Annotated in this window: 17 protein-coding genes and 1 pseudogene; 14 read left to right on the plus strand and 4 right to left on the minus strand. The window is 68.8% G+C overall.

From position 1 onward, the window contains the following. Positions 1–143 precede the first annotated feature (143 nt). Complete coding sequence (locus SGCZBJ_RS21555; RefSeq protein ID WP_101719986.1) at positions 144–1148, plus strand: FAD:protein FMN transferase; 1005 nt, start codon at positions 144–146, stop codon at positions 1146–1148. Next, positions 1145–2695 (plus strand): flavodoxin domain-containing protein, encoded by a 1551-nt coding sequence (locus tag SGCZBJ_RS21560; RefSeq protein ID WP_101719987.1) that lies wholly within the window; start codon positions 1145–1147, stop codon positions 2693–2695. Before SGCZBJ_RS21555 ends, SGCZBJ_RS21560 begins: the two co-directional genes overlap by 4 nt. Positions 2696–2699: 4 nt before the next feature. Here SGCZBJ_RS21560 and mobA read toward each other — a convergent pair whose 3' ends face one another. Further along, positions 2700–3236 carry a molybdenum cofactor guanylyltransferase gene (gene mobA, locus SGCZBJ_RS21565; protein WP_101719988.1) on the minus strand — a complete coding sequence of 179 codons (537 nt, stop codon included), beginning with the start codon at positions 3234–3236 and terminating at the stop codon, positions 2700–2702. Between the two features lie 102 nt (positions 3237–3338). Here mobA and SGCZBJ_RS21570 point away from each other — a divergent pair, with 102 nt between their 5' ends. The 7 genes from SGCZBJ_RS21570 to SGCZBJ_RS21605 all read left to right on the plus strand — a co-directional run bounded on the left by SGCZBJ_RS21570 (position 3339) and on the right by SGCZBJ_RS21605 (position 12337). After that, positions 3339–4394 (plus strand): LacI family DNA-binding transcriptional regulator, encoded by a 1056-nt coding sequence (locus SGCZBJ_RS21570; RefSeq protein ID WP_101719989.1) that lies wholly within the window; start codon positions 3339–3341, stop codon positions 4392–4394. A 325-nt stretch (positions 4395–4719) separates the two neighbouring features. Continuing rightward, positions 4720–5874, plus strand: coding sequence for a fumarylacetoacetate hydrolase family protein (locus tag SGCZBJ_RS21575; RefSeq protein WP_101719990.1), 1155 nt, complete (start codon positions 4720–4722; stop codon positions 5872–5874). 30 nt (positions 5875–5904) lie between these two features. Next, entirely contained in the window at positions 5905–6651 is a 747-nt protein-coding gene (gene xylB, locus SGCZBJ_RS21580) for a D-xylose 1-dehydrogenase (RefSeq protein ID WP_101719991.1), read from the plus strand. Positions 6652–6804: 153 nt separating this feature from the next. After that, the gene (gene xylC, locus SGCZBJ_RS21590) at positions 6805–7674 is read left to right on the plus strand and encodes a D-xylonolactone lactonase (protein ID WP_101719992.1); all 870 of its coding nucleotides are present in this window, start codon (positions 6805–6807) and stop codon (positions 7672–7674) included. Next, entirely contained in the window at positions 7661–9442 is a 1782-nt protein-coding gene (gene xylD / locus SGCZBJ_RS21595; RefSeq protein ID WP_101719993.1) for a xylonate dehydratase XylD, read from the plus strand. The genes xylC and xylD overlap by 14 nt, the downstream gene beginning before the upstream one ends. A 152-nt stretch (positions 9443–9594) precedes the next feature. Next, complete coding sequence (locus SGCZBJ_RS21600; protein ID WP_420808186.1) at positions 9595–11163, plus strand: GH39 family glycosyl hydrolase; 1569 nt, start codon at positions 9595–9597, stop codon at positions 11161–11163. 205 nt (positions 11164–11368) lie between these two features. Continuing rightward, entirely contained in the window at positions 11369–12337 is a 969-nt protein-coding gene (locus SGCZBJ_RS21605; RefSeq protein WP_101719994.1) for a magnesium and cobalt transport protein CorA, read from the plus strand. Positions 12338–12451: 114 nt separating this feature from the next. Here the strand turns inward: SGCZBJ_RS21605 and SGCZBJ_RS21610 are convergent, their stop codons facing one another. Then, positions 12452–14617, minus strand: a complete 2166-nt coding sequence (locus tag SGCZBJ_RS21610) for a TonB-dependent receptor domain-containing protein (RefSeq protein WP_101719995.1) — start codon at positions 14615–14617, stop codon at positions 12452–12454. Between the two features lie 401 nt (positions 14618–15018). Between SGCZBJ_RS21610 and SGCZBJ_RS21615 the strand changes: the two genes are divergently transcribed. Then, positions 15019–16455, plus strand: coding sequence for a sugar porter family MFS transporter (locus SGCZBJ_RS21615; RefSeq protein ID WP_101719996.1), 1437 nt, complete (start codon positions 15019–15021; stop codon positions 16453–16455). 320 nt (positions 16456–16775) lie between these two features. Beyond that, positions 16776–18398, plus strand: coding sequence for a family 43 glycosylhydrolase (locus SGCZBJ_RS21620; RefSeq protein ID WP_101719997.1), 1623 nt, complete (start codon positions 16776–16778; stop codon positions 18396–18398). Positions 18399–18454: 56 nt separating this feature from the next. Here SGCZBJ_RS21620 and SGCZBJ_RS26270 read toward each other — a convergent pair. Further along, positions 18455–18536 (minus strand): annotated as a pseudogene (locus tag SGCZBJ_RS26270) (hypothetical protein); the annotation flags it as partial. Positions 18537–18549: 13 nt separating this feature from the next. On the opposite strand from SGCZBJ_RS26270, the gene SGCZBJ_RS21625 reads away from it, so the two are divergent. Then, positions 18550–19425, plus strand: coding sequence for a rhamnogalacturonan acetylesterase (locus tag SGCZBJ_RS21625; protein ID WP_101719998.1), 876 nt, complete (start codon positions 18550–18552; stop codon positions 19423–19425). Between the two features lie 109 nt (positions 19426–19534). Here SGCZBJ_RS21625 and SGCZBJ_RS21630 read toward each other — a convergent pair whose 3' ends face one another. After that, positions 19535–20131 carry a TetR/AcrR family transcriptional regulator gene (locus tag SGCZBJ_RS21630; RefSeq protein ID WP_101719999.1) on the minus strand — a complete coding sequence of 199 codons (597 nt, stop codon included), beginning with the start codon at positions 20129–20131 and terminating at the stop codon, positions 19535–19537. Between the two features lie 191 nt (positions 20132–20322). Between SGCZBJ_RS21630 and SGCZBJ_RS21635 the strand changes: the two genes are divergently transcribed. After that, entirely contained in the window at positions 20323–21477 is a 1155-nt protein-coding gene (locus SGCZBJ_RS21635; RefSeq protein WP_101720000.1) for an efflux RND transporter periplasmic adaptor subunit, read from the plus strand. 12 nt (positions 21478–21489) lie between these two features. Continuing rightward, on the plus strand, positions 21490–24684 hold the full coding sequence (locus SGCZBJ_RS21640; protein ID WP_101720001.1) for an efflux RND transporter permease subunit: 3195 nt from the start codon (positions 21490–21492) through the stop codon (positions 24682–24684).

Genomic DNA, 24684 nt, shown 5'->3' on the forward strand with positions numbered 1-24684 from the left:
CCTTCCCCCTTCGATGGAGGAAGGGTCGGGGATGGGGGTGACACCGGTTCAGGACCTTGCTCCGCCGGGGTGACGTCCACCGCCGCTCCACCCCCAACCCTGCCCTTCCCCCATCAAGGGGGAAGGGAAGAGGTTTCCTCCCCATGACCCGCGTCCTCGTTCCCATGCTCAGCGAACCGCCGGCCCGGCCGGTGGGCGGGGTCGTGCGCGGGTTCGACGGCGAGACCATGGGCACGACCTGGTCGGTCAAGGCCGTGCTGCCGGTCACCACCGACCTTGCGGCCATGACCGCCATGGTCCAGCGCGCGCTGGACAAGGTCGTCTCCGAGATGAGCGCCTGGGACCCGATGTCGGCGCTCTCCCGCTTCAATCGGTCAGCGCCCGGAAGCTGGACCGTCCTGCCGGCCGGTTTCGCCACGGTGCTGCGCCGCGCCCTCGAGGTGGCCGAAGGCAGCGACGGCGCCTTCGACCCGACCCTGGGCGCGATCACCGACCTCTGGGGCTTTGGCCCCCGCCCGTTCTCCGGCGAGCCGCCCAGCGCCGAGGCGCTGGACGCCGCCCGCGCGCCCATCGGCTGGCGCCGCGTGACGCTGGACGGCGACGCGCTGTTCCAGCCGGGGAGGCTCCATATCGATCTCAACGGCATCGCCAAGGGTTTCGGCGTCGACGAGGCCGCCCGCGCCCTAGACCGGGCCGGCGTGCGCTCCTACCTCGTCGAGGTCGGCGGCGAGCTGCGCGGCACGGGCGCCAAGCCCGACGGCCAGCCCTGGTGGGTCGAGCTGGAACGCCCGCCGGTCGCCGGCGCCAACGACGAGAACGCCCCCCGCACGCTGCTGGCCTTGCATGGCCTGTCGGTGGCGACCTCGGGCGACTACCGCCGCTTCTTCGACCATGCGGGCAAGCGCTACGCCCATACGCTGGACCCCGCCGCGGGCGCGCCGTGCGACGCCGGCGTGGTCAGCGTCACCGTCATCCACTCCGAGTGCATGACCGCCGACGCCCTGGCCACGGCGCTCACCGTCATGGGTCCCGACGCGGCCATCGCCTTCGCCACGGCCCGGAACCTGCCGGCCCTGGTGGTCACGCGCGGTCCGAACGGCCTGTCCGAGCGCCTGTCGCCGGCCTTGCTGGCGATGCTCGACGAATGACCGACTTCCTCTCCAGCCTGCCGCCGGACGCCCGCCGCCTGGCCCTGGCCGCCGTCGTGGTCGGCCTCTACGTGCTGCTGTGCGCCGGGATCGCCGTGAAGGTCGCCCTGCGCAAGCGGAAGGCCCGCCGCGAGGAGGCCGCCCTGGCGTCCGGCGCCGGCGAACCGGTGCTGGTCGCCTTCGCCAGCCAAACGGGCTTCGCCGAAGAGCTGGCCATGGCCACGGCCAAGGCGCTGCAGGCGGCCGACCTGCCGGTGCGCCTGCGCGAGCTGGCGGCCGTCGAGCCCCGCGACCTTTCCGGCCGCGCCCTCTTCATCGTCAGCACCACCGGCGAGGGCGACGCGCCCGACAACGCCCGCCGCTTCATCCGTGACGTGATGGCGACCGAACCGGACCTGGGCAAGCTGTCCTACGCCGTGCTGGCCCTGGGCGACTCGACCTACGCCCAATACTGCGCCTTTGGCCGCTCGCTGGACGCCTGGCTGGCCCGCAACGGCGGCGCGCGCCTGTTCGACACGGTCGAGGTCGACGACGGCGAAGCCGCCGCCCTGCGCCACTGGCAGTCGCAGCTGGCGGTGCTCACCGGCTCCACCGACGCCCCCGACTGGAGCCGCCCGGCCTATGGTCGCTGGACCCTGTCGGGCCGCCGCCTGCTCAACCCCGGCTCGGCCGGCGAAGGCGCCTTCCACGTTCGGCTTGAGCCGCAGGACGGCGGCGCGGCCTGGCAGGCCGGCGACATCGTCGAGATCGGTCCGCGCAACGCCCCGGCCGAGGTCGCCGACCTGCTCTCGCGCCTGTCGCTGAGCGCCGAAGCGCCGGTGAAGGCCGACGAGGCCGCTGCGCTGGGCGAGGCCCTGTCCTGGCGGCGGCTGCCGCACGAGGACGCCGCCATCAAGGCCCTGGCCGGAACCACGCCCCAGGCCCTGGTCGACGCCTTGCCTGCCCTGCCGCACCGCGAATACTCGATCGCCTCCCTGCCGGCCGACAGCGGGGTCGAGCTGGTCGTGCGCCTGATGCGCCGCGCCGACGGCAAGCCGGGCCTGGGCTCGGGATGGCTGGTCGAGCACGCCGCCGTCGGGGCCGAGATCGCCGGCCGCGTGCGCGCCAACCGCAGCTTCCACGCCCCGCAAGACGACCGGCCGATGATCCTGATCGGCGCGGGCACGGGCCTGGCCGGCCTGCGCAGCCACCTGAAGGCCCGCGCCGCCCTGGGCCGCAAGCGGAACTGGCTGGTCTTCGGCGAGCGCTCGTCGGCCCACGACTTCTTCCATCGCGAGGAGATCGAGGCCTGGGTCGCTTCGGGCGTGCTGGCGCGGCTCGACCTCGCCTTCTCCCGCGACCAGGCTGAGAAGGTCTACGTCCAGCACCGCCTGCGGGCGGCCGCCGACGAGGTCCGGGCCTGGGTGGCGCGGGGCGCGGCGATCTATGTCTGCGGTTCGCTGGAAGGCATGTCGCGCGAGGTCCACGCAGCGCTGGGCGAGATCCTGGGCGCAGGCGCGCTGGAGGACCTGGCGGATCAGGGCCGGTATCGCCGGGACGTCTACTGAGGGGTTACGGCCTAAGTCGATCACGCTCCTGCGGCGTATTGGCGCCCAGCAACCGCGCCTTCGCCTCTTCGGGACATTTCAGCACCGCAAGCCCCGCCCGCTCCACCAGCCGCCGCAGCGGCCAGCCCGCCTGCGCCTCCTCCGGCAGGGCGTCCAGCGGCAGCACCATCGGCACGGGCGAAACCTCGAACGTCCCGCCCCGCTCCGTCGCCAGCAGCGGCGCGAGGTCGTCCACCGTCAGGGTCGGCGCATCGACAGCCAGCACCAGGGCCCGATCGCAGCCGCGCGCCCGCAGCGCCGCCGCGCCGGCCAGCACGCCGCCGACCGGGCCCGCGCCTTCCTGCGGATCGGGGACCCAATCCAGGCCGTAGTCGCGCCCGGCTGTAAGCACCATCTCGGCGCCGGCCGCCCGCGCCAGGGCCGCCACGCGGTCCACGGCCCGCACGCCGCCCCAGTCGATCAGGGCCTTGTCCCGCCCCATCCGGACCGAGCGGCCGCCGCACAAAATGATGACTCCAAGGCGAGCGTCACGCGTGTTCATGCCCCCTTCCCTACGCCTTGCCGGGAGCCTCGACCAAGGCCCCGCTTCCCCCTGGCGCGAGAAACGGTCTAGACTCGCCCAAAAGGGACGGACTTCTCAGTTATGAACGAACGCACCGAGCGCACCCGGCGGCGCAGCAGCCAGAGCGCCACGATCCGCGACGTCGCGGCCCGCGCCGGCGTGTCGCCGATGACCGTCTCGCGGGTCATCAACCGCGAGTCCACCGTCAAGGAAGAGACGCGGGCGCTGGTCGAGCAGGCCATCGCCGAGCTGAACTACGCCCCCAACCCGGCCGCCCGCAGCTTGGCCGGCAGCGCCCCGTTCCGCATCGGCCTGCTCTACGACAACCCCTCGACCGGCTACCTGTCGGAGTTCCTGGTCGGCGCCCTCGACGAGAGCAGCCGCACCGGCTCGCAGATCGTCATCGAGAAGTGCGCCGAGCCGGAACTGGCCGGCGCCACCCTGGCCCGGCTGCTGAAGACCGGCGTCGACGGCTTGATCCTGCCGCCGCCGCTGTGCGAATCCCAGACCGTGCTGGCCGAGGTGAAGGCCGCCGGCGCGGCCGCCGTGGCCGTCGCGCCAGGCATGGCCAGCAGCGACATGGCCACCATCCGCATCGACAACGAAGCCGCCGCCTTCGAGCTGACCCAGCACCTGCTGGCGCTCGGCCACAAGCGCTTCGGCTTCATCAAGGGCCACCCCAACCAGACGGTCAGCCAGCAGCGGATGGACGGCTTCATGACCGCCCTGAAGGCCGCCGGAATCCCGCAGGAAGACGTTCGCGTCGAGCAGGGTTACTTCACCTACCGCTCGGGCCTGGAGGCGGCCGAGCGGCTGCTGAACGCCAAGGACCGCCCCACCGCCGTCTTCGCCGCCAACGACGACATGGCCGCCGCCACGGCGGGGCTGGCCCACCGCCTGGGCCTGGACGTGCCGGGCGACGTCTCGATCGTCGGCTTCGACGACACCTCGATCGCCGCCAACATCTGGCCCGCCTTGACCACCGTCCACCAGCCCATCGCCGCCATGGCCCGCGCCGCCGTAGACCTGGTGCTGGAAGAGATCCGCCGCCACCGCGACGGAACCGGCGAGCCGCGGCAGCTGATGCATCCGCACACCCTGATCGTGCGGGACTCGGCAGGGCCGGCGCCGACCTAGATCCCCTCTCCCAGAGGGAGAGGGAGGGGCCCAGGCGTTAGCCTGGAAGGGTGAGGGGTTACACGGCCGGCCGCCGTTCCCCCTCACACGCGCCAACCTTCCGACGCCCTACCCCCTCACCCTCCCACGCCTGCGGCGCGGCCCCTCCCTCTCCCCATGGGAGAGGTGGGCTCGTTGCGGCGCGACCGCGTGTCGGCAGACATGAGTTTTGAGTTGTCAGACAACTCCCTTGCGCCCCTCCACATGTTAGCGCTAACAAGTCAGGGAGTTAAGAAGCGTGGCGGCGGGACGACGATCCCTGCCCGCGCGAAAGGGAGAAAACGCGGTGGGCGTGACGCAATACCTTCCCGAGGACTGGCGGGAAGCGACCCTTCTGGGCCGCATCGACTTTGGCCAGGGCCCGACCCCCGTTCTGATCCGCGGCGGCCACGTCGAGGACGTCAGCAAGATCGCCCCCACCGTCGCCGACCTGATGAACGCCTACGCCCCGGGCGACGCGATCCCGCGCGGCGTCGACAAGGGTCCGCTGGAAAAGCTCGACCTGCGCCCCGTCTGGGACGACCCGCAGGGCAATGCGCCGGCCAAGCTGCTGGCCCCCGTCGACCTGCAATGCCTGAAGGCCGCCGGCGTCACCTTCGCCGTTTCGACCCTGGAACGGGTGATCGAGGAGCGCGCCCGCGGCGACGCCGCCAAGGCCCTGGAAATCCGCCAGCAGTTGTCAGACCGCATGGGCGGCGACCTCAAGAGCGTCGAGCCGGGCTCGGAAGGCGCCGCGCGCCTGAAGGAAGCGCTGGTGGCGGATGGCCTGTGGTCGCAATACCTGGAAGTGGCCATCGGTCCCGACGCCGAGATCTTCACCAAGGGCCCGACGCTGTCGTCGATGGGCTGGGGCGACCAGGTCGGCGTCCGCAAGGACAGCCACTGGAACAACCCCGAGCCGGAAGTCGTGCTGCTGGTCGACGGCTCGGGCGAGATCCGCGGCGCGTCGCTGGGCAACGACGTCAACCTGCGCGACTTCGAAGGCCGCTCGGCCCTGCTGCTCAGCAAGGCCAAGGACAACAACGCCTCCTGCTCGATCGGTCCGTTCTTCCGCCTGTTCGACGCCTCGTTCAGCCTCGATGACGTACGCAGCGCCGAGGTCGAGCTGAAGATCACCGGCCGCGACGACTTCGTGCTCGACGGCAAGTCGAACATGAGCCTGATCAGCCGCGATCCGACCGTGCTGGCCGGCCAGGCCTATGGCAAGCAGCACCAGTATCCGGACGGCTTCGTGCTGTTCCTGGGCACCATGTTCGCGCCCATCCAGGACCGCGACGCGCCCGGCCAGGGCTTCACCCACAAGGTCGGCGACCGTGTCCGCGTCTCGACCCCCAAGCTGGGCGTGCTCGAGAACGAGGTGACCACCTGCGACCAGGCCAAGCCCTGGACCTTCGGCATCTCGGCCCTGATCCGCAACCTGGCCGGCCGCGGCCTGCTGTGATCCTCGTTTCCTCTTTCCAGGCGTAAGCGCATGTCCTCTGCCATCTATCCCAGCCTTCAGGGCAAGCGCGTCGTCATCACCGGCGGCGGCTCCGGCATCGGCGCGGGCATCACCACCGCCTTCGCCCGCCAGGGCGCCGAAGTGATCTTCGTCGACATCGCCGCCGAGGACTCGGAGGCCCTGGTCGCCGACCTGGCCGACGCTCCGATCAAGCCGGTGTTCAAGCCGGTCGACCTGACCGACCTGGAAGCCGTGAAGGCGTTCTTCGCCGAGACCGGCCCGATCGACGTGCTGGTCAACAACGCCGGCAACGACGACCGTCACAGCCTGGCCGACGTGACCCCGGCCTACTGGGACAACCGCATGAACGTGAACCTGCGTCACATGCTGTTCTGCGCCCAGGCCGCGGCCCCCGGCATGAAGGCCCGCGGCGGCGGCGCGATCATCAACTTCGGCTCGATCAGCTGGCACCTGGGCCTGGAGGACCTCGTCCTCTACGAAACCGCCAAGGCCGGCATCGAGGGCATGACCCGCGCCCTGGCCCGCGAGCTCGGCCCCGACGACATCCGCGTCACCTGCGTGGTGCCGGGCAACGTCAAGACCAAGCGCCAGGAGAAGTGGTACACGCCCGAAGGCGAGGCCGAGATCGTCAAGGCCCAGGCCGTCAAGGGCCGCATCCTGCCGGCCAACGTCGCCTCGCTGGTGCTGTTCCTGGCCTCGGACGACGGCAGCCTGTGCACCGGCCACGAATACTGGATCGACGCCGGCTGGCGATAAGATAGGTCGGCGAAGGACCCCCTCCGGCGCTCCGGGCCACCTCCCCCAGAGGGGGAGGATCTAGGAGCGCCGCGCCAAGAAGATGCTCCCCCTCTGGGGGAGCTGTCGCGGAGCGACTGAGGGGGCCAGCGCCGTAGGCGGAGACGAAGCGCTATGACTGCCCCCACCTGCGTCTGGGACCTGAAGGCCACGCTCGGCGAAGGGCCGATCTGGCATGGCGACGCCGTCTGGTTCGTCGACATCAAGGGCCACAGGGTCCACCGCTACACCCCGGCCACGGGCGAGACCGCCAGTTGGGACGCGCCCGACCAGGTGACCTTCGTCGCGCCGCGCGTCGGCGGCGGCTTCGTGGCCGGACTGAAAAGCGGCCTGCACCACTTCACGCCCGAGCTGGGCTTCACCTTCATCTCGGAGATCGAGGACGCCGGTCTCGACAACCGCCCCAACGACTCCACGGTCGATGCGCAAGGCCGCCTGTGGTTCGGCACCATGCATGACGGCGAAGAGACCGACAGCGGCGCGTTATACCGGCTGGAAGCCGACGGTTCGCTGAGCCAGCATGACGCCGGCATCTGCATCACCAACGGCCCGGCCGTCTCGCCGGACGGGGCGACCTTCTACCACACCGACACGCTCGGAAAGGTGATCTGGGCCTTCGACATCGGCGAAGACGGCGCCCTCTCCAACAAGCGCGAGTTCTTCCGCCTGACGATCGAAGACGCCTGGCCCGACGGCTCGGTGGTCGACGCCGAAGGCTTCGTCTGGACGGCCCTCTGGGGCGGTCGCGGCGCCATCCGCATCTCGCCGGAAGGCCAGGTCGTGCGGCGCGTCGAACTGCCGGCCATCAACGTCACCAAGCCGTGTTTTGGCGGACCGGACCTGAAGACCCTCTACTTCACCACCGCCCGCAAAGGCCTGAGCGACGAGCAGCTCGCCGCCGCCCCGCTGTGCGGGGGCCTGTTCGCCCTGCCCGTCGACGTCGCCGGGCAGCCCCAATACGAGGTGCGCCTTGACCTCCGCTAATCGTACGCCGCGCCGCTTCCGCTCGCGCGACTGGTTCGACAACCCCGACCACATCGACATGACCGCGCTCTATCTGGAGCGCTTCATGAACTACGGGATCACCCCGGAAGAGCTGCGCAGCGGCAAGCCGATCATCGGCATCGCCCAGACCGGCAGCGACATCTCGCCCTGCAACCGCATCCATCTGGACCTCGTGGCCCGGGTGCGCGACGGCATCCGCGACGCCGGCGGCATTCCGATGGAGTTCCCGGTCCACCCGATCTTCGAGAACTGCCGTCGCCCGACGGCGGCGCTGGACCGAAACCTCTCGTACCTGGGCCTGGTGGAGACCCTGCACGGCTATCCGATCGACGCCGTGGTGCTGACCACCGGCTGCGACAAGACCACGCCGGCCGGCATCATGGCCGCCACCACGGTCAACATCCCGGCCATCGTACTATCCGGCGGGCCCATGCTGGACGGCTGGCACGAGGGCGAGCTGGTCGGTTCGGGCACGGTGATCTGGCGCTCGCGCCGCAAGCTGGCGGCCGGCGAGATCGACGAGAACGAGTTCATCGAGCGCGCGGCCTCCTCGGCCCCCTCGGCGGGCCACTGCAACACCATGGGCACGGCCTCGACCATGAACGCCGTGGCCGAGGCGCTTGGCCTGTCGCTGACCGGCTGCGCGGCGATCCCCGCCCCCTATCGCGAGCGCGGCCAGATGGCCTATCGCACCGGCCAGCGGATCGTCGACCTGGCCTATGACGACGTCAAACCGCTCGACATCCTGACCAGGAAGGCCTTCGAGAACGCCATCGCCCTGGTCGCGGCGGCCGGCGGCTCGACCAACGCCCAGCCGCACATCGCCGCCATGGCCCGCCATGCCGGGCTGGAGATCACCGCCGACGATTGGCGGGCGGCCTATGACATCCCGCTGATCGTCAACATGCAGCCGGCCGGCAAGTATCTGGGCGAGCGCTTCCACCGGGCCGGCGGCGCGCCGGCCGTGCTGTGGGAACTGCTGCAACAGGGCCGCCTGCACGGCGACGTGCTGACCGTCACCGGCAAGACCATGGCTGAGAACCTGCAAGGGCGCGAAACCAGCGACCGCGAGGTGATCTTCCCCTATGCCGAGCCCCTGGCTGAAAAGGCGGGTTTCCTCGTTCTGCGCGGCAACCTGTTCGACTTCGCGATCATGAAGGCCAGCGTCATCGGCGCCGACTTCCGCGAACGCTACCTGTCCAAGCCGGGCCAGGAAGGCGTGTTCGAAGCCCGAGCCGTCGTCTTCGACGGTTCGGACGACTATCACGCCCGCATCAACGATCCGGCCCTGAACATCGACGAAAGCTGCATCCTGGTGATCCGCGGCGCGGGTCCGATCGGCTGGCCCGGTTCGGCCGAGGTCGTGAACATGCAGCCGCCGGATCATCTCCTGAAGAAAGGGATCATGAGCCTGCCCACCCTGGGCGACGGGCGCCAGTCGGGCACCGCCGACAGCCCCTCGATCCTCAACGCCTCGCCCGAGAGCGCGGTGGGCGGGGGCCTGTCATGGCTGCGCACTGGCGATACGATCCGCATCGACATCAACACCGGCCGCTGCGACGCGCTGGTGGACGAGGCCGTGATCGCCGAGCGCCGCAAGGAGGGCATCCCGGCCGTGCCGGAGACCATGACCCCCTGGCAGGAAATCTACCGCGCCCACGCCAGCCAGCTCGACACCGGCGGGGTGCTGGAATTCGCCGTGAAGTACCAGGACCTGGCGGCGAAGCTGCCGCGGCATAATCACTGACGCTCACAACGTCCCAGTGCTCGTCATCCCGGCCGCAGCGAAGCGGAGAGCCGGGACCCAGGGGGAACCGCAGTGCGCCGGCCCCTGGGTCCCGGATAACGGCTTCGCCGTTTCCGGGATGACGACTTGAGGGGCAGGGAAGGAAACGAAGAATGTTCTCGCGCCGCCGACTGATGGCCACGATCGCCAGCCTGACAGCGCTGCCTTCCCTGCCCGCCTTCGCGGGCCCGGCCAAGCGGACGATCGCCCTCGATCTGGCCAAGGCCACCCAGCCCGTCGATCGCTTCTTCGACCTCTCCATCGGCTCGGACTACCCAGGCACCCTGCTGCGCGAGGACAGCCTGGCCCAGCTGAAGACCGCGTCGGACGAGCTGAAATTCCGCTACATCCGCTTCCACGCCATCTTCCACGACGTGCTGGGCACGGTGAAGAAAGGTCCCGACGGCAAGATCGTCTACGACTGGACCAAGATCGACCAGCTCTACGACCGCCTGCTGGCCATGGGCCTCAAGCCCTTCATCGAGCTGGGCTTCACGCCCGAGGCGATGAAGACCTCGGACCTGACGGTCTTCTGGTGGAAGGGCAACACCTCGCACCCGCAGTTCGAGCCCTGGGCGCACCTGATCGACGCCTTCGTCAAACACCTGCGCAAGCGCTACGGCGAGGCCGAGGTGCGCACCTGGTTCTTCGAGGTCTGGAACGAGCCCAATCTCGACGGCTTCTGGGAGAAGGCCGACCAGAAAGTCTATTTCGACCTCTACGCCCTGACATCCAAGACCATCAAGGCGATCGACCCGACCTTGCGCGTGGGCGGTCCGTCGACGGCCGGCGCGGCCTGGGTTCCGGAGTTCCTGGCCTACTGCAAGATCAACAATGCGGCGGTCGACTTCGTCACTACCCACACCTATGGCGTCGAGGGCGGCTTCCTCGACGAAAACGGCAAGGACGACACCAAGCTGTCGGCCAATCCCGACGCCATCATCGGCGACGTGCGCAAGGTGCGCGCCGAGATCGAAGCCTCGGCCTTCCCCGGCCTGCCGCTCTACTTCACCGAATGGAGCACCAGCTACACGCCCCGCGACCCGGTGCACGACAGCTATCACAGCGCCGCCTACATCCTGGCCAAGCTGAAGGGCGTCAAAGGCCTCGTCCAGGGCATGAGCTACTGGACCTACAGCGACCTGTTCGAAGAGCCCGGGCCGCCCACCGCGCCGTTCCAGGGCGGCTTTGGCCTGATGAACCCGGAAGGTATCCGCAAGCCGTCGTGGTTCGCCTACAAGTACCTGGCGGCGCTGCGCGGCAAGGAAGTTCCGTCTACGGACAATAGCGTCCTGGCCTCGATGGACGGCGGCAAGGTCGCCGCCCTGGTCTGGGACTTCAGCCAGCCGGTGCAGCCGACCAGCAACCGCTCCTACTTCACCAAGGTGCAGCCTGCCGCCCAGGCGCCCGGCGCGGCGCTGAGCGTCGCGGGGCTGAAGCCCGGCCGCTACCGCCTGCGCGCCCAGCGCACCGGCTTCCGCGCCAACGACGCCTACACGGCCTATATCGAGCTGGGCATGCCCAAGAGCCTGACGCCCGACCAGATCGGCAAGCTGCAGGCCCTGACCGCCGACAAGCCGGAGATCGATCGCACCATCACCGTCGGCAAGGACGGCGTGGCCGCGCTCGACTTCGCGCTGAACCAGAACGATCTGGTGCTGGTGACGCTGGAGCGGGTTTAGGGCGAGGCCACAAGGAACCTCCCCCCCCCGTGGGGGAGGCGATCGCGCAGCGATCGGTGGGGGGCGTCTGTGCGGGGATGGCCCACGCCTCGCCAGCTGAAAACGTCCCCCCACCGGCCTTCGGCCGCCTCCCCCACAGGGGGAGGTTCCCCTTGCCCCCGCGCGCTGTTCACGCCATCTGCGGACCTGCAACGCAGGAGCCCTCATGAGCGTCGTCGCCGCCTACGCCTATGTCGATGGAAAGCGGGTCCGGGAGATCCGGCTCGACGATCCAGGCAGCCTGGCGCCGCGTGACGGCGAGTTCGTGTGGATCGGTCTGGTGGATCCGCGCGAGGACGAACTGCGGATCCTTCAGGAGCGCTTCGACCTGCACCCGCTGGCCGTCGAGGACGCCCTGCACGCGCGGCAGATGCCCAAGGTCGACATCTACGGCAACCAGCTGTTCGTGGTCGCCAAGACCGCCCAGATGGTCGAGAGCCGCATCGTCTTCGGCGAGACCGACATCTTCGTCGGCCCGCACTTCCTGATCAGCGTGCGCCACGGCTCGGCCCGGGCGCACCTGGAGCTGCGCGCCCACCTGGAAGCCATGCCCGCCCTGCTGGCCCACGGCGGCGACTACGTGCTGCACGCCGTGCTCGACTTCATCGTCGACGGCTACCTGCCGGTGGTCGACGCCATCGAGGACGAGCTGGCCGAGATGGAGCGGCGGGCGCTGGACGCCTTCCTCAGCCGGGCCGAGATCACCCGCCTGTTCACCCTGCGCCGCGAGCTGACCAAGTTCCTGCGGCTGCTGGGGCCCATGGCCCAGGTCGCCGGCTATCTCGAGCACCACGAGACGCCGTGCATCGATCCCGAGGTGAAGCCCTACTTCCGCGACATCCGCGACCACGTCGCGCGCGTGGACCTGTTGATCGCGGGCCTGGGCGAGGTGCTCAATTCGGTGTTCGAGGTCAGCTCGCTGCTCGAGCAGCAGCGCCAGGGCGTCATCACCCGCCAGTTGGCCGCCTGGGCCGCCATGCTGGCCGTGCCCACCGCCGTCGCCGGGGTCTACGGCATGAACTTCGAGCACATGCCGGAACTGAAATGGACCTTCGGCTATCCGCTGGTCCTGGGCGTCATCGGCGTGGTCTGCGCCCTGCTCTACCGGCGCTTCAAGAAGGCGGGCTGGCTGTAGAGCGAGAACGAAAACCTCGTCCTTCGACAGGCTCAGGATGAGGTTTTCTACTGCGCGGCCTGGAAATGGTCCTCACCCTGAGCTTGTCGAAGGGCGAGGACCGCGCAATGCGGCTCAGCCCCCGACCGCGCCCGAGCCGAAGTCGAACTGCTCGGGCCGCGGCTTGCCGCCGCCGAAGTTCCAGGCGAAGCCGAAGAAGATCGCCCGCACATTGGCCGTGCGCAGGGTGACGTCCTTCAGGGTCGGCGTATCGGTGACGGCCTTGTCCTCGAAGCTGTCCAGGGCGTCCTGCACGGTCACGACGAACGACAGCTTGTCGTTGACCTTCCGGCGGTAGCCCAGATTGACCATCTGGAACGGCTCGCGATGGCCCTGCGGGGTCAGGCGCTTGCCCGAGGTGAAGGCGTTGATCTGGAAGAAGTCCTTCGGCGTGGCCTGCCAGTTGACGTTGGCGCGGCCCGACAGCGTAGTGGCCGAACGCGTGCCGGAGAAGCCCAGGTTGCCCGCGTCGATCTCGTTCCAGAAGGCGTTGGCGCTGACATTGTAGGTGATCTTGGGCGTCAGGCGGCCGTTTGCCACCAGCTCCAGGCCGCCGTTGCGGCTCTTGTTGAGGTTCTCGCGCGTGGTCAGCAGCACGCCGTCGCCCAGGTCGCGGACCACGTCGGTGACCACGCCCTCGCTGCTGCGATAGTAGGCCGTGGCCAGGTAGTAGGCCGGGCCCTTGCGGTACTGCCAGCCCAGTTCGAACGAGTCGGTGACCTGCGGCTTCAGGTAGGGGTTGCCCGCCCGATAGCTCTGCGGGTCCTGGTAGATGCGATAGGGGTTCAGGTCCTGCACCTGCGGGCGCTGGACGCGGCGGCTGTAGCTGCCCTTGAAGGTGTTGTTCTCGTTGACCGTGTAGCCCAGGTGCAGGCTGGGATAGACCTTGAAGTAGTCGTTCTCGAAGGTCTGGCCGCCGGTCACCTGGTCACCGTTGATCTGCACCTGCTCGGCGCGCAGGCCGCCCTGGGCGGTGAAGTCGCCGAACGCCTTCTCGTAGGTGACGTAGCCGGCATAGACGTCCTGGTCGAACAGGAAGCGGTTGGTGCGGGCCGGGTCGACCGTCTGGGCGCCGAGCGACGGCCCGGTGGAGCCGTGGTTGTCGTAGTCGTTCTTGACCCATTCGAAGTCGAGGCCGGTCTTCAGCGTGCCGCCGCCGACATTGGGGCGCGCGTAGTCGGTCTTGAAGTTCGTCCGCTCCTGGTCGGCCCCGAAGCCGAACAGCTCATAGGCGTCGGCGCCCGCGCTGTAGTCGGTGAAGGCCGTGGAATTGCGCGAGAAGTCGGTCTGCTCGTACTCCAGGTGCGCCGTCAGCTGGTGCTCGGAGCCCTTGAACTGGTGACGCCAGTCGGCGCTGGCGGCCTTGTTGTCGCGCTTCATCGCCGCGTCGGTGGCGCGCGTGTAGTCGGGGAAGGCGCCGGTGGTCTCGTAGGTCTCGTCGCCGGTGGTGTCGAACTTCATCCGGCGATAGCGGACCTCGCCGCTCAGGCGGTCCTTCGGGGTCAGGTCGTAGTCGATCCCGCCGCGCAGGTTGACCATGTCGCCGTCGTTCTCGAAGACGCCGTCCTGGCTGCTCGTGCCCGCCGCCGTGGTGCGGTCGATGGTCTGCCAGGCCTTCTGCTGTTCGTGGCGGAAGCCGGCGTCGCCCGACAGGGTCAGCTTGCCGTTGACGTAGTTGCCGCTGACGCCGCCGTTGTAGCGGCCGTCGGTGCTGGCGTTGGCCCGCAGCGTGCCGGTGGCGCCCGGCTTGCGGGTCTGCTTGGTGACCAGGTTGATGATCCCGGCCGTGCCGTCCGGACGGAAGGCTGCCGACGGGTTGGTCATCACCTCGACGCGGTCGATCTGGTCGGCCGGCATGGCCTGCAGGGCGTCGCCGCGGCCGTCGCCGTTGAACATGCCCGAGGGCTTGCCGTCGATCAGGATGGTGACGTTGGCGTCGCCGCGCAGGCTGACATTGCCCTGCACGTCGACCTCGACAGAGGGGATGTTGCGCAGGGCGTCGGCGATCGAGCCGGTGCGGGCCGACAGGTCGTTGGAGACGCTGTAGCTGCGGCGGTCGATCGAGCTGCGCATGGCGGCGCCGTCGCCGGTGACGGTGACGCCCTCAACGGCGGCGGGCGCGGCTTTCGGCGCCGCGGTCGGGCCGCCCTGGGCGGGGGCCGGAGCCGCCGTCTGGGCCAGGGCCAGGCAAGGCGTCGCGACGATGGCGGCGGCGGAGAAAAGGATGGTCTTCAGGCGCAAGGCGCGTCCCCCGAGGCAGGCTCGTCGAGGCGCCGCGAGCGGACGGTCCGCGCTGGTCTCGACCTCCAGCGGTAAAGCGCGGCCGGCTCTCCGGGGCAAATTTCTTTTCGGCAATGTTGCATTGGCGCCGCCCGGCGTGGCGCCGGCGCAACGGCCCTCACGCCCTCCTCCGCCCCGTGGACGATCGCGCCTATGACAACGTTGCCATCGCCCCTTGCGAGCGCCGTCGGACCTGACACTATCGCCCGGCGAAGCGGCGGCGGTCGCGGCGGGAATCCCGCAAAAACCGCCGCTTGCGTGCTGATACCGGTAACACTAATGTCGCCGGCAACTAAGGTCCCTGCGGGGGCGCGTTAGGGATCAAAGCAGGCCCTTCAAGGGTCAGTTCGGGGAGGAACCCAGTGGCATCAGTTTCCAGCGCCGGGCCTAGCGCCGGCATGAGCGCCGACGGCGCGAAGGTGAACATGGCCTTCGTCGCCGCCATCGTGGCCGTGGCCACCATCGGCGGCTTCATGTTCGGCTACGACAGCGGCGTCATCAACGGCACGCAGGAAGGCCTCAACAGCGCCTTCAAGCTGACCGAGTTCGGCACCGGACTGAACGTGGCGGCCATCCTGATCGGCTGCGCGATCGGCGCTTTCGCAGCGGGCCGCCTGGCCGACGTGTGGGGCCGCCGCACCGTGATGATCATCTCGGCCCTGCTGTTCGTGATCAGCGCCCTGGGCACCGGTGCGGCCCACACCTCGACCATCTTCGTGATCTTCCGCCTGATCGGCGGCCTGGGCGTCGGCGCGGCGTCTGTGCTCTGCCCGGTCTACATCTCGGAAGTGACCCCGGCGAACATCCGCGGCCGCCTGTCGTCCGTGCAGCAGATCATGATCATCACCGGCCTGACCGGCGCGTTCGTGGCCAACTACGTGCTGGCCCACACCGCCGGCAGCTCGACCGCCGACTTCTGGCTGGGCCTGCCCGCCTGGCGCTGGATGTTCTGGATGCAGGTGATCCCGGCCGGCGTGTTCTTCTTCGCCCTGCTGACCATCCCGGAAAGCCCGCGCTACCTGGTCGCCAAGGGCCAGGACGCCAAGGCCGAAGCCATCCTCTCGCGCCTGTTCGGCCCGGGCACGGGCGCGGCCAAGGTCGCCGAGATCCGCGCCTCGCTGAGCGCCGACCACAAGCCGAAGTTCTCCGACCTGCTCGACCCGGTGACCAAGAAGATCCGTCCGATCCTGTGGGCCGGCCTGGTCCTGGCGATCTTCCAGCAGTTCGTCGGCATCAACATCGTCTTCTACTACGGCTCGGTGCTGTGGCAGTCGGTGGGCTTCACCGAGGACGACAGCCTGAAGATCAACATCCTGTCGGGCGCCCTGTCGATCCTGGCCTGCCTGGCCGCCATCGCCCTGATCGACCGTATCGGCCGCAAGCCGCTGCTGCTGATCGGCTCGGCCGGCATGGCCGTGACCCTGGGCGTGCTGACCTGGTGCTTCTCGACCGCCACCACCGTCAACGGCGCCCTGCACCTGGACGGCAGCGTCGGCCCGATCGCCCTGGTCGCCGCCAACCTCTACGTGATCTTCTTCAACCTCTCCTGGGGCCCGGTCATGTGGGTGATGCTGGGCGAGATGTTCCCCAACCAGATGCGCGGTTCGGCCCTGGCCGTCGCCGGCTTCGCCCAGTGGATGGCCAACTTCGCCATCTCGTTCAGCTTCCCGGCCATGGCCAAGATGAGCCTGGCGGCGACCTACGGCTTCTATGCCGTCAGCGCCGTGGTCTCGTTCTTCCTCGTCCAGAAGCTGATCCACGAGACCCGTGGCAAGGAACTGGAAGCGATGGAGGGGTGACCTTCCAAGAACCTCCCCCTGTGGGGGAGGCGACCGCTAAGCGGTCGGTGGGGGGAGGAAGGCCACTGCTTAGGCGGTTGAAAACGTCCCCCCACCGTCACCTTCGGCGACACCTCCCCCACAGGGGGAGGTTCCCCAACCAGACAAACGCCCGGGAGCGCCGCTCCCGGGCGTTTTCTTTTGCCCGCGCTTCTGACAGCGTTATCGTCGGAAAATGGGCGATGACACCGGTAGACAAAGCGGCGATCCGCCGCTTAAGTGACCGGTAACAAGCCGACGCGGCGTCAGTTCGCGCGGCCAGGAGTTGGGAAGGAACAAGGATGGCGGACCTCAGCCGACGCGGAGCCCTGGGCTCCCTACTGACTGGAGCGGCAGCCGCAGCCGCCCTGCCTTCCACCTCCGCCGCCGAAGGCGTCGGCTCCCTGCCCGCCAAGCCCAAGACGGGCCCCACCTGGACCAAGGGCGTCGAAGGCCAGCGCAAGGCCGACCTGGGCGACGGGACCTTCCTCAATCCGATCCTGGCCGGCGACCGGCCCGACCCGTCGATCCTCAAGGACGGCGACGACTACTACATGACCCACTCGTCGTTCGACGCCTATCCGGGCCTGCTGATCTGGCATTCGAAGGACCTGGTGAACTGGGCGCCGGTGGGACCGGCCCTGAAGACCAACATCGGCTCGGTCTGGGCGCCGGAGCTGTGCAAGCACAAGGGCCGCTACTACCTCTACATCCCGGCCAAGTTCCCCAAGAACAACACCAGCTACGTGATCTGGGCCGACAAGATCGAGGGCCCGTGGTCAGAGCCGATCGACCTGAAGCTGCCCGGCTACATCGACCCCGGCCACATCGTCGACGAGAACGGCGAGCGCTGGCTGTTCCTGTCGGGCGGCGACCGCATCAAGCTGGCCCCCGACGGCCTGTCGACGGTCGGCAAGCCCGAGCACGTCTACAATCCCTGGCGCTATCCGGACGACTGGGACGTCGAGGGCTTCTCGCCCGAAGGCCCCAAGGTCATGAAGAAGGGCGAGTACTTCTACATGATCACCGCCGTGGGCGGCACGGCCGGCCCGCCGACCGGCCACATGGTCATCGCCGCGCGCGCCAGGTCGTTGGGCGGCCCGTGGGAGAACCACCCGAAGAACCCGCTGGTGCGCACCGTCGACAACGCCGAGAAGTGGTGGTCGCGCGGCCACGCCACCCTGGTCGAGGGCTCGGGCGGCGAGTGGTGGAGCGTCTATCACGGCTACGAGAACGGCTTCTGGACGCTGGGCCGCCAGACCCTGCTGGCCCCGGTCACCTGGACCAAGGACGACTGGTTCGACATCGGCGGCGGCGACCTGGCCAAGCCGATCAGGAAGCCGAAAGGCGGCACGGCGGTGCAGCACGGCATGGCGCTGTCGGACGACTTCTCGACCGACAAGTACGGCGTGCAGTGGAACTTCTTCGATCCCAAGCCGGGCGAGCAGGACCGCATCAGCCGCTCGAACGGCGTGCTGAGCCTCAAGGGCGCGGGCGAGGCCCCCTCAACAGGCTCGCCGCTGATCTTCGTCAACGGCGACCAGGCCTACGAGATCGAGTGCGAGATCGAGATCGATCCGGAGACCCGCGCGGGCCTGATCCTGTTCTACGACCGCCAGCTCTATTGCGGCCTGGGTTTCGACACCAAGAACTTCGTCACCCACCAGTACGGCATCGAACGCGGGCGCCCCGCCAACCCGCATGGCTCCAAGATGCTCATGCGCCTGCGCAACAATCGCCACATCGTCGCCTTCCACACCAGCGGCGACGGCGGCAAGACCTGGAAGCGGTTCGACCGCGGCATGGAGGTCAGCGGCTACCACCACAATGTGCGCGGCGGCTTCCTGATGCTCAAGCCGGGCCTCTACGCCGCCGGCAAGGGCTCGGCCCGGTTCCGGAACTTCAAGTACCGGGCTCTGGACTAGGCCCTCAGATCCTCCCCATCCCCTTCATCGTCATCCCGGAAAGCGCGCAGCGCTTATCCGGGACCCAGGGGCCAAGCGTAGTGCGGCGGCCCCTGGGTCCCGGCTCTCCGCTTCGCTACGGCCGGGATGACGAGCCATTTTCGGAGTTGTGATGAAGTCCCTCCTCCTCGCCGCCGCCCTGGCGACCGCCCCGATGGCCGCCCACGCCCAAGCGCCCGTCGCAGAACCCGAGCCGCCGATGTTCCGCGCCGTGAAGATCGTGCTGATCGGCGACTCGACCACCGCCGTGATCGGCGGCTGGGGGCCCAGCTTCTGCGGCCAGCACGTCACCTCGTTCGCCGCCTGCATCAACCTGGCGCGCGGCGGCCGCTCCAGCGGCAACTACCGCACCGAGGGCTCGTGGCGGCTGGCCATGAAGGAGATCGGATCGGGCGGCTTCACCGACACCTATGTGCTGATCCAGTTCGGCCACAACGACCAGCCGGGCAAGCCGGGCCGCTCGACCGACCTGGCCACCGAATACCCCGCCAACCTCAAGCGCTACGTGGAAGAGGTGCGCGCCGCCGGCGGCAAGCCGGTGCTGGTCACGCCGCTGACTCGCCGGCAGTTCAAGGACGGCAAGCTGATCGACGACCTGGGCCCGTGGGCCGAAGCGACCCGCAAGGTCGCGGCGGAGACCAAGACCCCGCTCGTCGACCTGCACGCCAAGTCCTACGCCGCCGTCCAGGCCATGGGCGCGGCCGAAGCCACCCGCTTCGCCCAGGTGCCGCCCTCGCCCGAGGTGCTGGCCGCCGCCAGGACCGGCGCCACGATCAGCGCCCAGCCGGCCGCTCCGGCCACGCCCGGCGCTAGCCCCGCCCCGGCCCAGCAGGCCCAGAACAACGCCGCCGTCGAACCGATGGGCCAGGCCAAGCTGTCGTTCGACTACACCCACCTGGGCCGCGACGGCGCAGACTACTTTTCGAAGATCGTCACCGACGAACTGGCGGTCGCGGTCCCGGCCCTGCGGCGATATCTCGTGCCGTAGGGCGCGGATCAAAACTCCACGTCATCCGGAAGCCGCGCAACGGCTATCCGGGACCCGGGGGACTACGGCCGGGATGACGGAACCAGGCAGCCCCGCCTGCGGAAACCGCTTACCCCAGCAGGCAGGCCAAAACCGACTTCATGACCGTGGCCATGGCCTGGCGGTCCTGCTCGGGGTGGTTGACGCTGCGGATGACCAGGCCGTCGAACATCGCGCCGATCAGTTCGGTGCGGGCGGCGAACTCTGCCTCGCTCCATTCGGGCTTGCGGCTGCGCTCCAGCATCTGGCTGGCCAGGGCGCGCTCCTGGTCGTCGGCGGCGCGGACGATCGCGGCGACCTTGGGATTGCGCGAGGCCTCGGCCATCACCTCCAGCACCAGCGGCGCGCGGCGCGGGTCGTAGCACTTGCTGACCGCCTCATCGATGTGGTCGAGCATGGCGTCGAGCAGCGTGCCCGGCCGGCTTTCCAGCTCGGCGAACTTCTCGCGCATCTCGGCCAGGTCCTGGGCGACGATCGCCGCGACCATGGCTTCCTTGTTCTCGAAGTAGCGATAGATCTGGCCCACGCTCAGGCCCGCGGCCTTGGCGATCTCGGCCATGCTGGCGCCATGGAAGCCGGCCTGGCGCACCACGTCACAGGCCGCGTCCAGAATCTGTTGCCGCCGCGCCTCGGGCGTCGGCTTGGCGTTTGAACTCACGTCGACCATCGAGCGGTCCCGTTCTCCATTACATTTCCGTCAGGTCAACTGGGCCGACAGGACGGGGTGTTGACTTCGCCTTACCCCGGGCCTATGTCCAGCGCAATTGAGAATGAACGTTCATTCTCAAATTGTTCATCATAGGCGCGTCGTCAAGGGGACCTCCCCCCCTGCGGCAGCCTGTCGCTCCGGGGATATCCATGGCTATCAAACGTCCGCTCGCCGCTTCGGCGGTTCTTCTGGCGGCTGTCTCGCTCACCCTCGCCGCCTGCGGGCAAGGCAAGGGCGGAGCCGCGGGCGGCATGGGCGCGGGCGGTCCCACGCCCGTGGGCGTCGTGGTCGTCAAGACCGAGCCGGTGACCCTGACCAGCGAACTGCAAGGCCGCACCTCGGCCTATCTGGTCTCGGAAGTGCGTCCGCAGGTCGGCGGCATCGTCAAGGCCCGCCTGTTCCAGGAAGGCTCCTACGTCCGCGCCGGTCAGCCGCTCTACCAGATCGAGCCGGCCACCTTCCAGGCGTCGCTCAACAGCGCCCAGGCGGGCCTGGCCCAGGCCCAGGCGACCTACACCGCCGCCAAGCTGAAGGCCGACCGCTACAAGGAACTGGTCGCGGTCAACGCCGTCTCCAAGCAGGACAACGACGACGCCCAGGCCGCCGCCCAGCAGGCCGCCGCGAACGTCGCCGCCCAGAAGGCCGCGGTCGAGAACGCCCGCATCAACCTGGGCTGGACCCGCGTGGTCGCCCCGATCTCGGGCCGCATCGGCAAGAGCTCGGTGACCCCCGGCGCCCTGGTCACCGCCAGCCAGGCCACGGCCCTGGCCACCATCCAGAACCTCGACAAGATCTATGTCGACCTGACCCAGTCGTCGGCCGAACTGCTGCAGCTGCAGCGTGATCTCGCCGGCGGCCAGCTGGGCCGCTCGGGTTCGGCCCAGGTCAGCCTGAAGCTGGAAGACGGCTCGACCTACCCGGTGCAGGGCCGCCTGGACTTCGCCGACGTCACCGTCGACCAGACCACCGGCTCGTTCGGCCTGCGCGCCACCTTCGACAACCCGAACGGCACGCTGCTGCCGGGCATGTACGTTCGCGCCACCCTGGGCAAGGGCGTGGCCTCCAACGGCGTGCTGATCCCGCAGGCCGGCGTCAGCCGCGACCCGAAGGGCAACGCCACGGTCACCGTGGTCGGCGCCAAGGGCGTGGCCGAGATCCGTCCGATCACCGTCGGCCAGACGGTCGGCGACAAGTGGCTGGTCACCTCCGGCCTGAAGGTCGGCGACCAGGTCATCGTCGAAGGCCTGCAGAAGGTCCGTCCTGGCGCGCCCGTGAAGGCCGCCGTCATCACCGCTCAACGCTAAGGCCGGCCCACAATGCTGTCCCGTTTCTTCATCGACAGACCCATCTTCGCATGGGTGGTCGCGATCGTGATCATGCTGGCGGGGGCGCTCGCCATCCGCACGCTGCCGATCGCGCAGTATCCCGAGATCGCCCTGCCGCAGGTCTCGGTCTCCGCCAACTATCCGGGCGCCTCGGCCAAGACGGTCGAGGACAGCGTCACCCAGGTCATCGAACAGAAGATGAAGGGCCTCGACGGCCTGGATTACATGTCGTCGACCAGCGACAGCTCGGGCTCGGCCACGGTCACCCTGACCTTCAAGGCCGGCACCGACATCGACATCGCCCAGGTGCAGGTCCAGAACAAGCTGCAGACTGCCACCGCCCTGCTGCCGCAGGAAGTGCAGCAGCAAGGCCTGACGGTCGCCAAGTCGGCCCGTAACTTCATGATGGTCGTCGGCCTCTATTCGGAGAGCAACGCCACCACCAACACCGACCTGGCCGACTACATCGCGTCCAACATCCAGGACCCGCTGAGCCGCGTCGACGGTGTCGGCGAAGTGCAGCTGTTCGGCGCCCAGTACGCCATGCGCATCTGGCTCGACCCGAACAAGCTGTCGTCCTACAGCCTGACGCCTTCGGACGTGTCGGCGGCCATCCAGGCCCAGAACGCGCAGGTTTCGGCCGGCCAGCTGGGCGGCACGCCCAACCTGCCGGGCACGGGCCTGAACGCCACGATCACGGCCCAGTCGCGCCTGCAGACGCCCGAAGAGTTCGAGAACATCATCGTCAAGAACAGCACGGGCGGGGCCCTGGTCCGCCTGCGCGACGTCGCCCGCGTCGAGCTGGGCGCCGAAAGCTACGTCTCGACCGCCAAGTTCAACGGCCGTCCGGCCGCGGGTCTGGCCATCCGCCTGGCCCCGGGCGCCAACGCCCTCGACACCGCCAAGGCGGTGAAGGAGCAGATGGCAACGCTCGAGAAGACCTTCCCGGCCGGCTACAAGTACGTCGTTCCCTACGACTCCACGCCGTTCGTGGAACTGTCGATCCACGAAGTGATCAAGACGCTGGTTGAAGCCATCATCCTGGTCTTCATCGTCATGTTCCTGTTCCTGCAGAACTGGCGCGCCACCCTGATCCCGACCATCGCCGTCCCGGTCGTCCTCCTGGGCACCTTCGGCATCCTCGCGGCCTTCGGCTACTCCATCAACACCCTGACCATGTTCGGCCTCGTGCTGGCCATCGGCCTGCTCGTCGACGACGCCATCGTCGTGGTCGAGAACGTCGAGCGGGTGATGAGCGAGGAGGGCCTCTCCCCCGTCGAGGCCACCCGCAAGTCGATGGGCGAGATCACCGGCGCCCTGATCGGCATCGCCCTGGTGCTGTCGGCGGTGTTCGTGCCGATGGCCTTCTTCAGCGGTTCGCAAGGCGTCATCTACCGCCAGTTCTCGATCACCATCGTCTCGGCGATGATGCTGTCGGTCGTGGTCGCCCTGGTGCTGACGCCGGCGCTCTGCGCCACCATGCTGAAGCCGCATGACCGCGCCCACGGCGAGGCTCTGCGCACCGATCATCCGGGCGCGCTCGGTGCGGTGATCAACTTCTTCAACCGCTTCTTCAACTGGTTCAACCGCAGCTTCAACGACGTCTCGGGACGCTATCAGGGCGGGGTCCGCAAGATCCTCGGCCGCAGTGTCCGCTGGATGGCCATCTACGGCGTGATCATCCTGGTCATGGGCCTGCTGTTCGTCCGCCTGCCCAGCGCCTTCCTGCCGGAAGAAGACCAGGGGATCATGATCACCCTCGTCCAGCTGCCGCCGGGCGCCACCGAGGAACGCACCCTGGGCGTCCTCGACCAGGTCCGCAGCCACTTCATGGACGACGAGAAGGAAGCCGTGCAGTCGGTGTTCACCGTCTCGGGCTTCAGCTTCAGCGGCGCCGGCCAGAACGCCGGTCTCGCCTTCGTACGCCTGAAGGACTTCGACGAACGCAAGGCCGCCAACCTCAAGGCTCCGGCCGTCGCCGGCCGCGCCATGGGCAAGTTCCTGCAGATCCGCGATGCGATGGTGTTCGCCGTCGTGCCGCCGGCCGTGCCGGAACTGGGCACCTCGTCGGGCTTCGACTTCCAGCTGCAGGACATCGGCGGCGTGGGCCATGACGCCCTCACCGCGGCCCGCAACCAGGTCCTGGGCATGGCTGGCCAGGATCCCAACCTGGTCGGCGTGCGTCCCAACGGCCAGGAAGACACCCCGCAGCTGAAGATCGACATCGACCAGGCCAAGGCCGGCTCGATGGGCCTGACCACGGCCGACATCAACGCGGCGCTCAGCGCGGCGTGGGGCGGTTCGTACGTCAACGACTTCATCGACCGCGGCCGGGTGAAGAAGGTCTACATGCAGGCCGACGCGCCCTACCGCATGAAGCCCGAAGACCTGAACAACTGGTACGTCCGCAACAGCAGCGGCCAGATGGTGCCCTTCTCGGCCTTCGCCACGACCCGCTGGGTCTACGGCTCGCCGCGTCTGGAGCGCTACAACGGCCTGTCGTCGATGAACATCCAGGGTGCTCCGGCCCCGGGCAAGAGCTCGGGCGACGCGATGGCGGCCATGGAGAAGATCGCCGCCCAGCTGCCGGCCGGCATCGGCTTCGAATGGACCGGCCTGTCGGCCCAGGAACGTGAAGCGGGCAACCAGGCTCCGGCCCTGTACGCGATCTCGATCCTGGTGGTGTTCCTGCTGCTGGCGGCCCTCTACGAGAGCTGGTCGATCCCGCTGTCGGTCATCATGGTCATCCCGCTCGGCATCGTCGGCGCCCTGCTGGCGACCACCCTGCGCGGCCTGAGCAACGACATCTACTTCCAGGTGGGCCTGCTCACGACCATGGGCCTGGCGGCCAAGAACGCCATCCTGATCGTCGAGTTCGCCAAGGAGATCTACGAGCGCACCGGCAACCTGGTGGAAGCCACGCTGGAAGCCGTCCGCATCCGTCTGCGCCCGATCATCATGACCTCGCTGGCCTTCGTCTTCGGCGTTCTGCCGCTGGCGATCTCCAACGGGGCCGGCTCGGGCAGCCAGCACGCGATCGGCACGGGCGTCATCGGCGGCATGCTGTCGGCGACCATCCTGGCGATCTTCTTCGTCCCGCTGTTCTTCGTGATCGTGGAACGGATCTTCAAGCCCAAGCCCCGTCACCACGACGAGGCCCCCGCCGCTCCGGTGGAAAGCCACTGA

Origin of the sequence: Caulobacter zeae (genome assembly GCF_002858925.1) — a bacterium.
In the GTDB taxonomy this organism is placed as follows: Bacteria; Pseudomonadota; Alphaproteobacteria; order Caulobacterales; family Caulobacteraceae; genus Caulobacter; species Caulobacter zeae.

Coding starts and splice junctions, on each gene's coding strand:
- SGCZBJ_RS21555 (WP_101719986.1), top strand. CDS start 144: ATGACCCGCGTCCTCGTTCCCATGCTCAGCGAACCGCCGGCCCGGCCG.
- SGCZBJ_RS21560 (WP_101719987.1), top strand. CDS start 1,145: ATGACCGACTTCCTCTCCAGCCTGCCGCCGGACGCCCGCCGCCTGGCC.
- mobA (WP_101719988.1), bottom strand. CDS start 3,236: ATGAACACGCGTGACGCTCGCCTTGGAGTCATCATTTTGTGCGGCGGC.
- SGCZBJ_RS21570 (WP_101719989.1), top strand. CDS start 3,339: ATGAACGAACGCACCGAGCGCACCCGGCGGCGCAGCAGCCAGAGCGCC.
- xylB (WP_101719991.1), top strand. CDS start 5,905: ATGTCCTCTGCCATCTATCCCAGCCTTCAGGGCAAGCGCGTCGTCATC.
- xylC (WP_101719992.1), top strand. CDS start 6,805: ATGACTGCCCCCACCTGCGTCTGGGACCTGAAGGCCACGCTCGGCGAA.
- SGCZBJ_RS21600 (WP_420808186.1), top strand. CDS start 9,595: ATGTTCTCGCGCCGCCGACTGATGGCCACGATCGCCAGCCTGACAGCG.
- SGCZBJ_RS21605 (WP_101719994.1), top strand. CDS start 11,369: ATGAGCGTCGTCGCCGCCTACGCCTATGTCGATGGAAAGCGGGTCCGG.
- SGCZBJ_RS21620 (WP_101719997.1), top strand. CDS start 16,776: ATGGCGGACCTCAGCCGACGCGGAGCCCTGGGCTCCCTACTGACTGGA.
- SGCZBJ_RS21625 (WP_101719998.1), top strand. CDS start 18,550: ATGAAGTCCCTCCTCCTCGCCGCCGCCCTGGCGACCGCCCCGATGGCC.
- SGCZBJ_RS21630 (WP_101719999.1), bottom strand. CDS start 20,131: ATGGTCGACGTGAGTTCAAACGCCAAGCCGACGCCCGAGGCGCGGCGG.
- SGCZBJ_RS21635 (WP_101720000.1), top strand. CDS start 20,323: ATGGCTATCAAACGTCCGCTCGCCGCTTCGGCGGTTCTTCTGGCGGCT.
- SGCZBJ_RS21640 (WP_101720001.1), top strand. CDS start 21,490: ATGCTGTCCCGTTTCTTCATCGACAGACCCATCTTCGCATGGGTGGTC.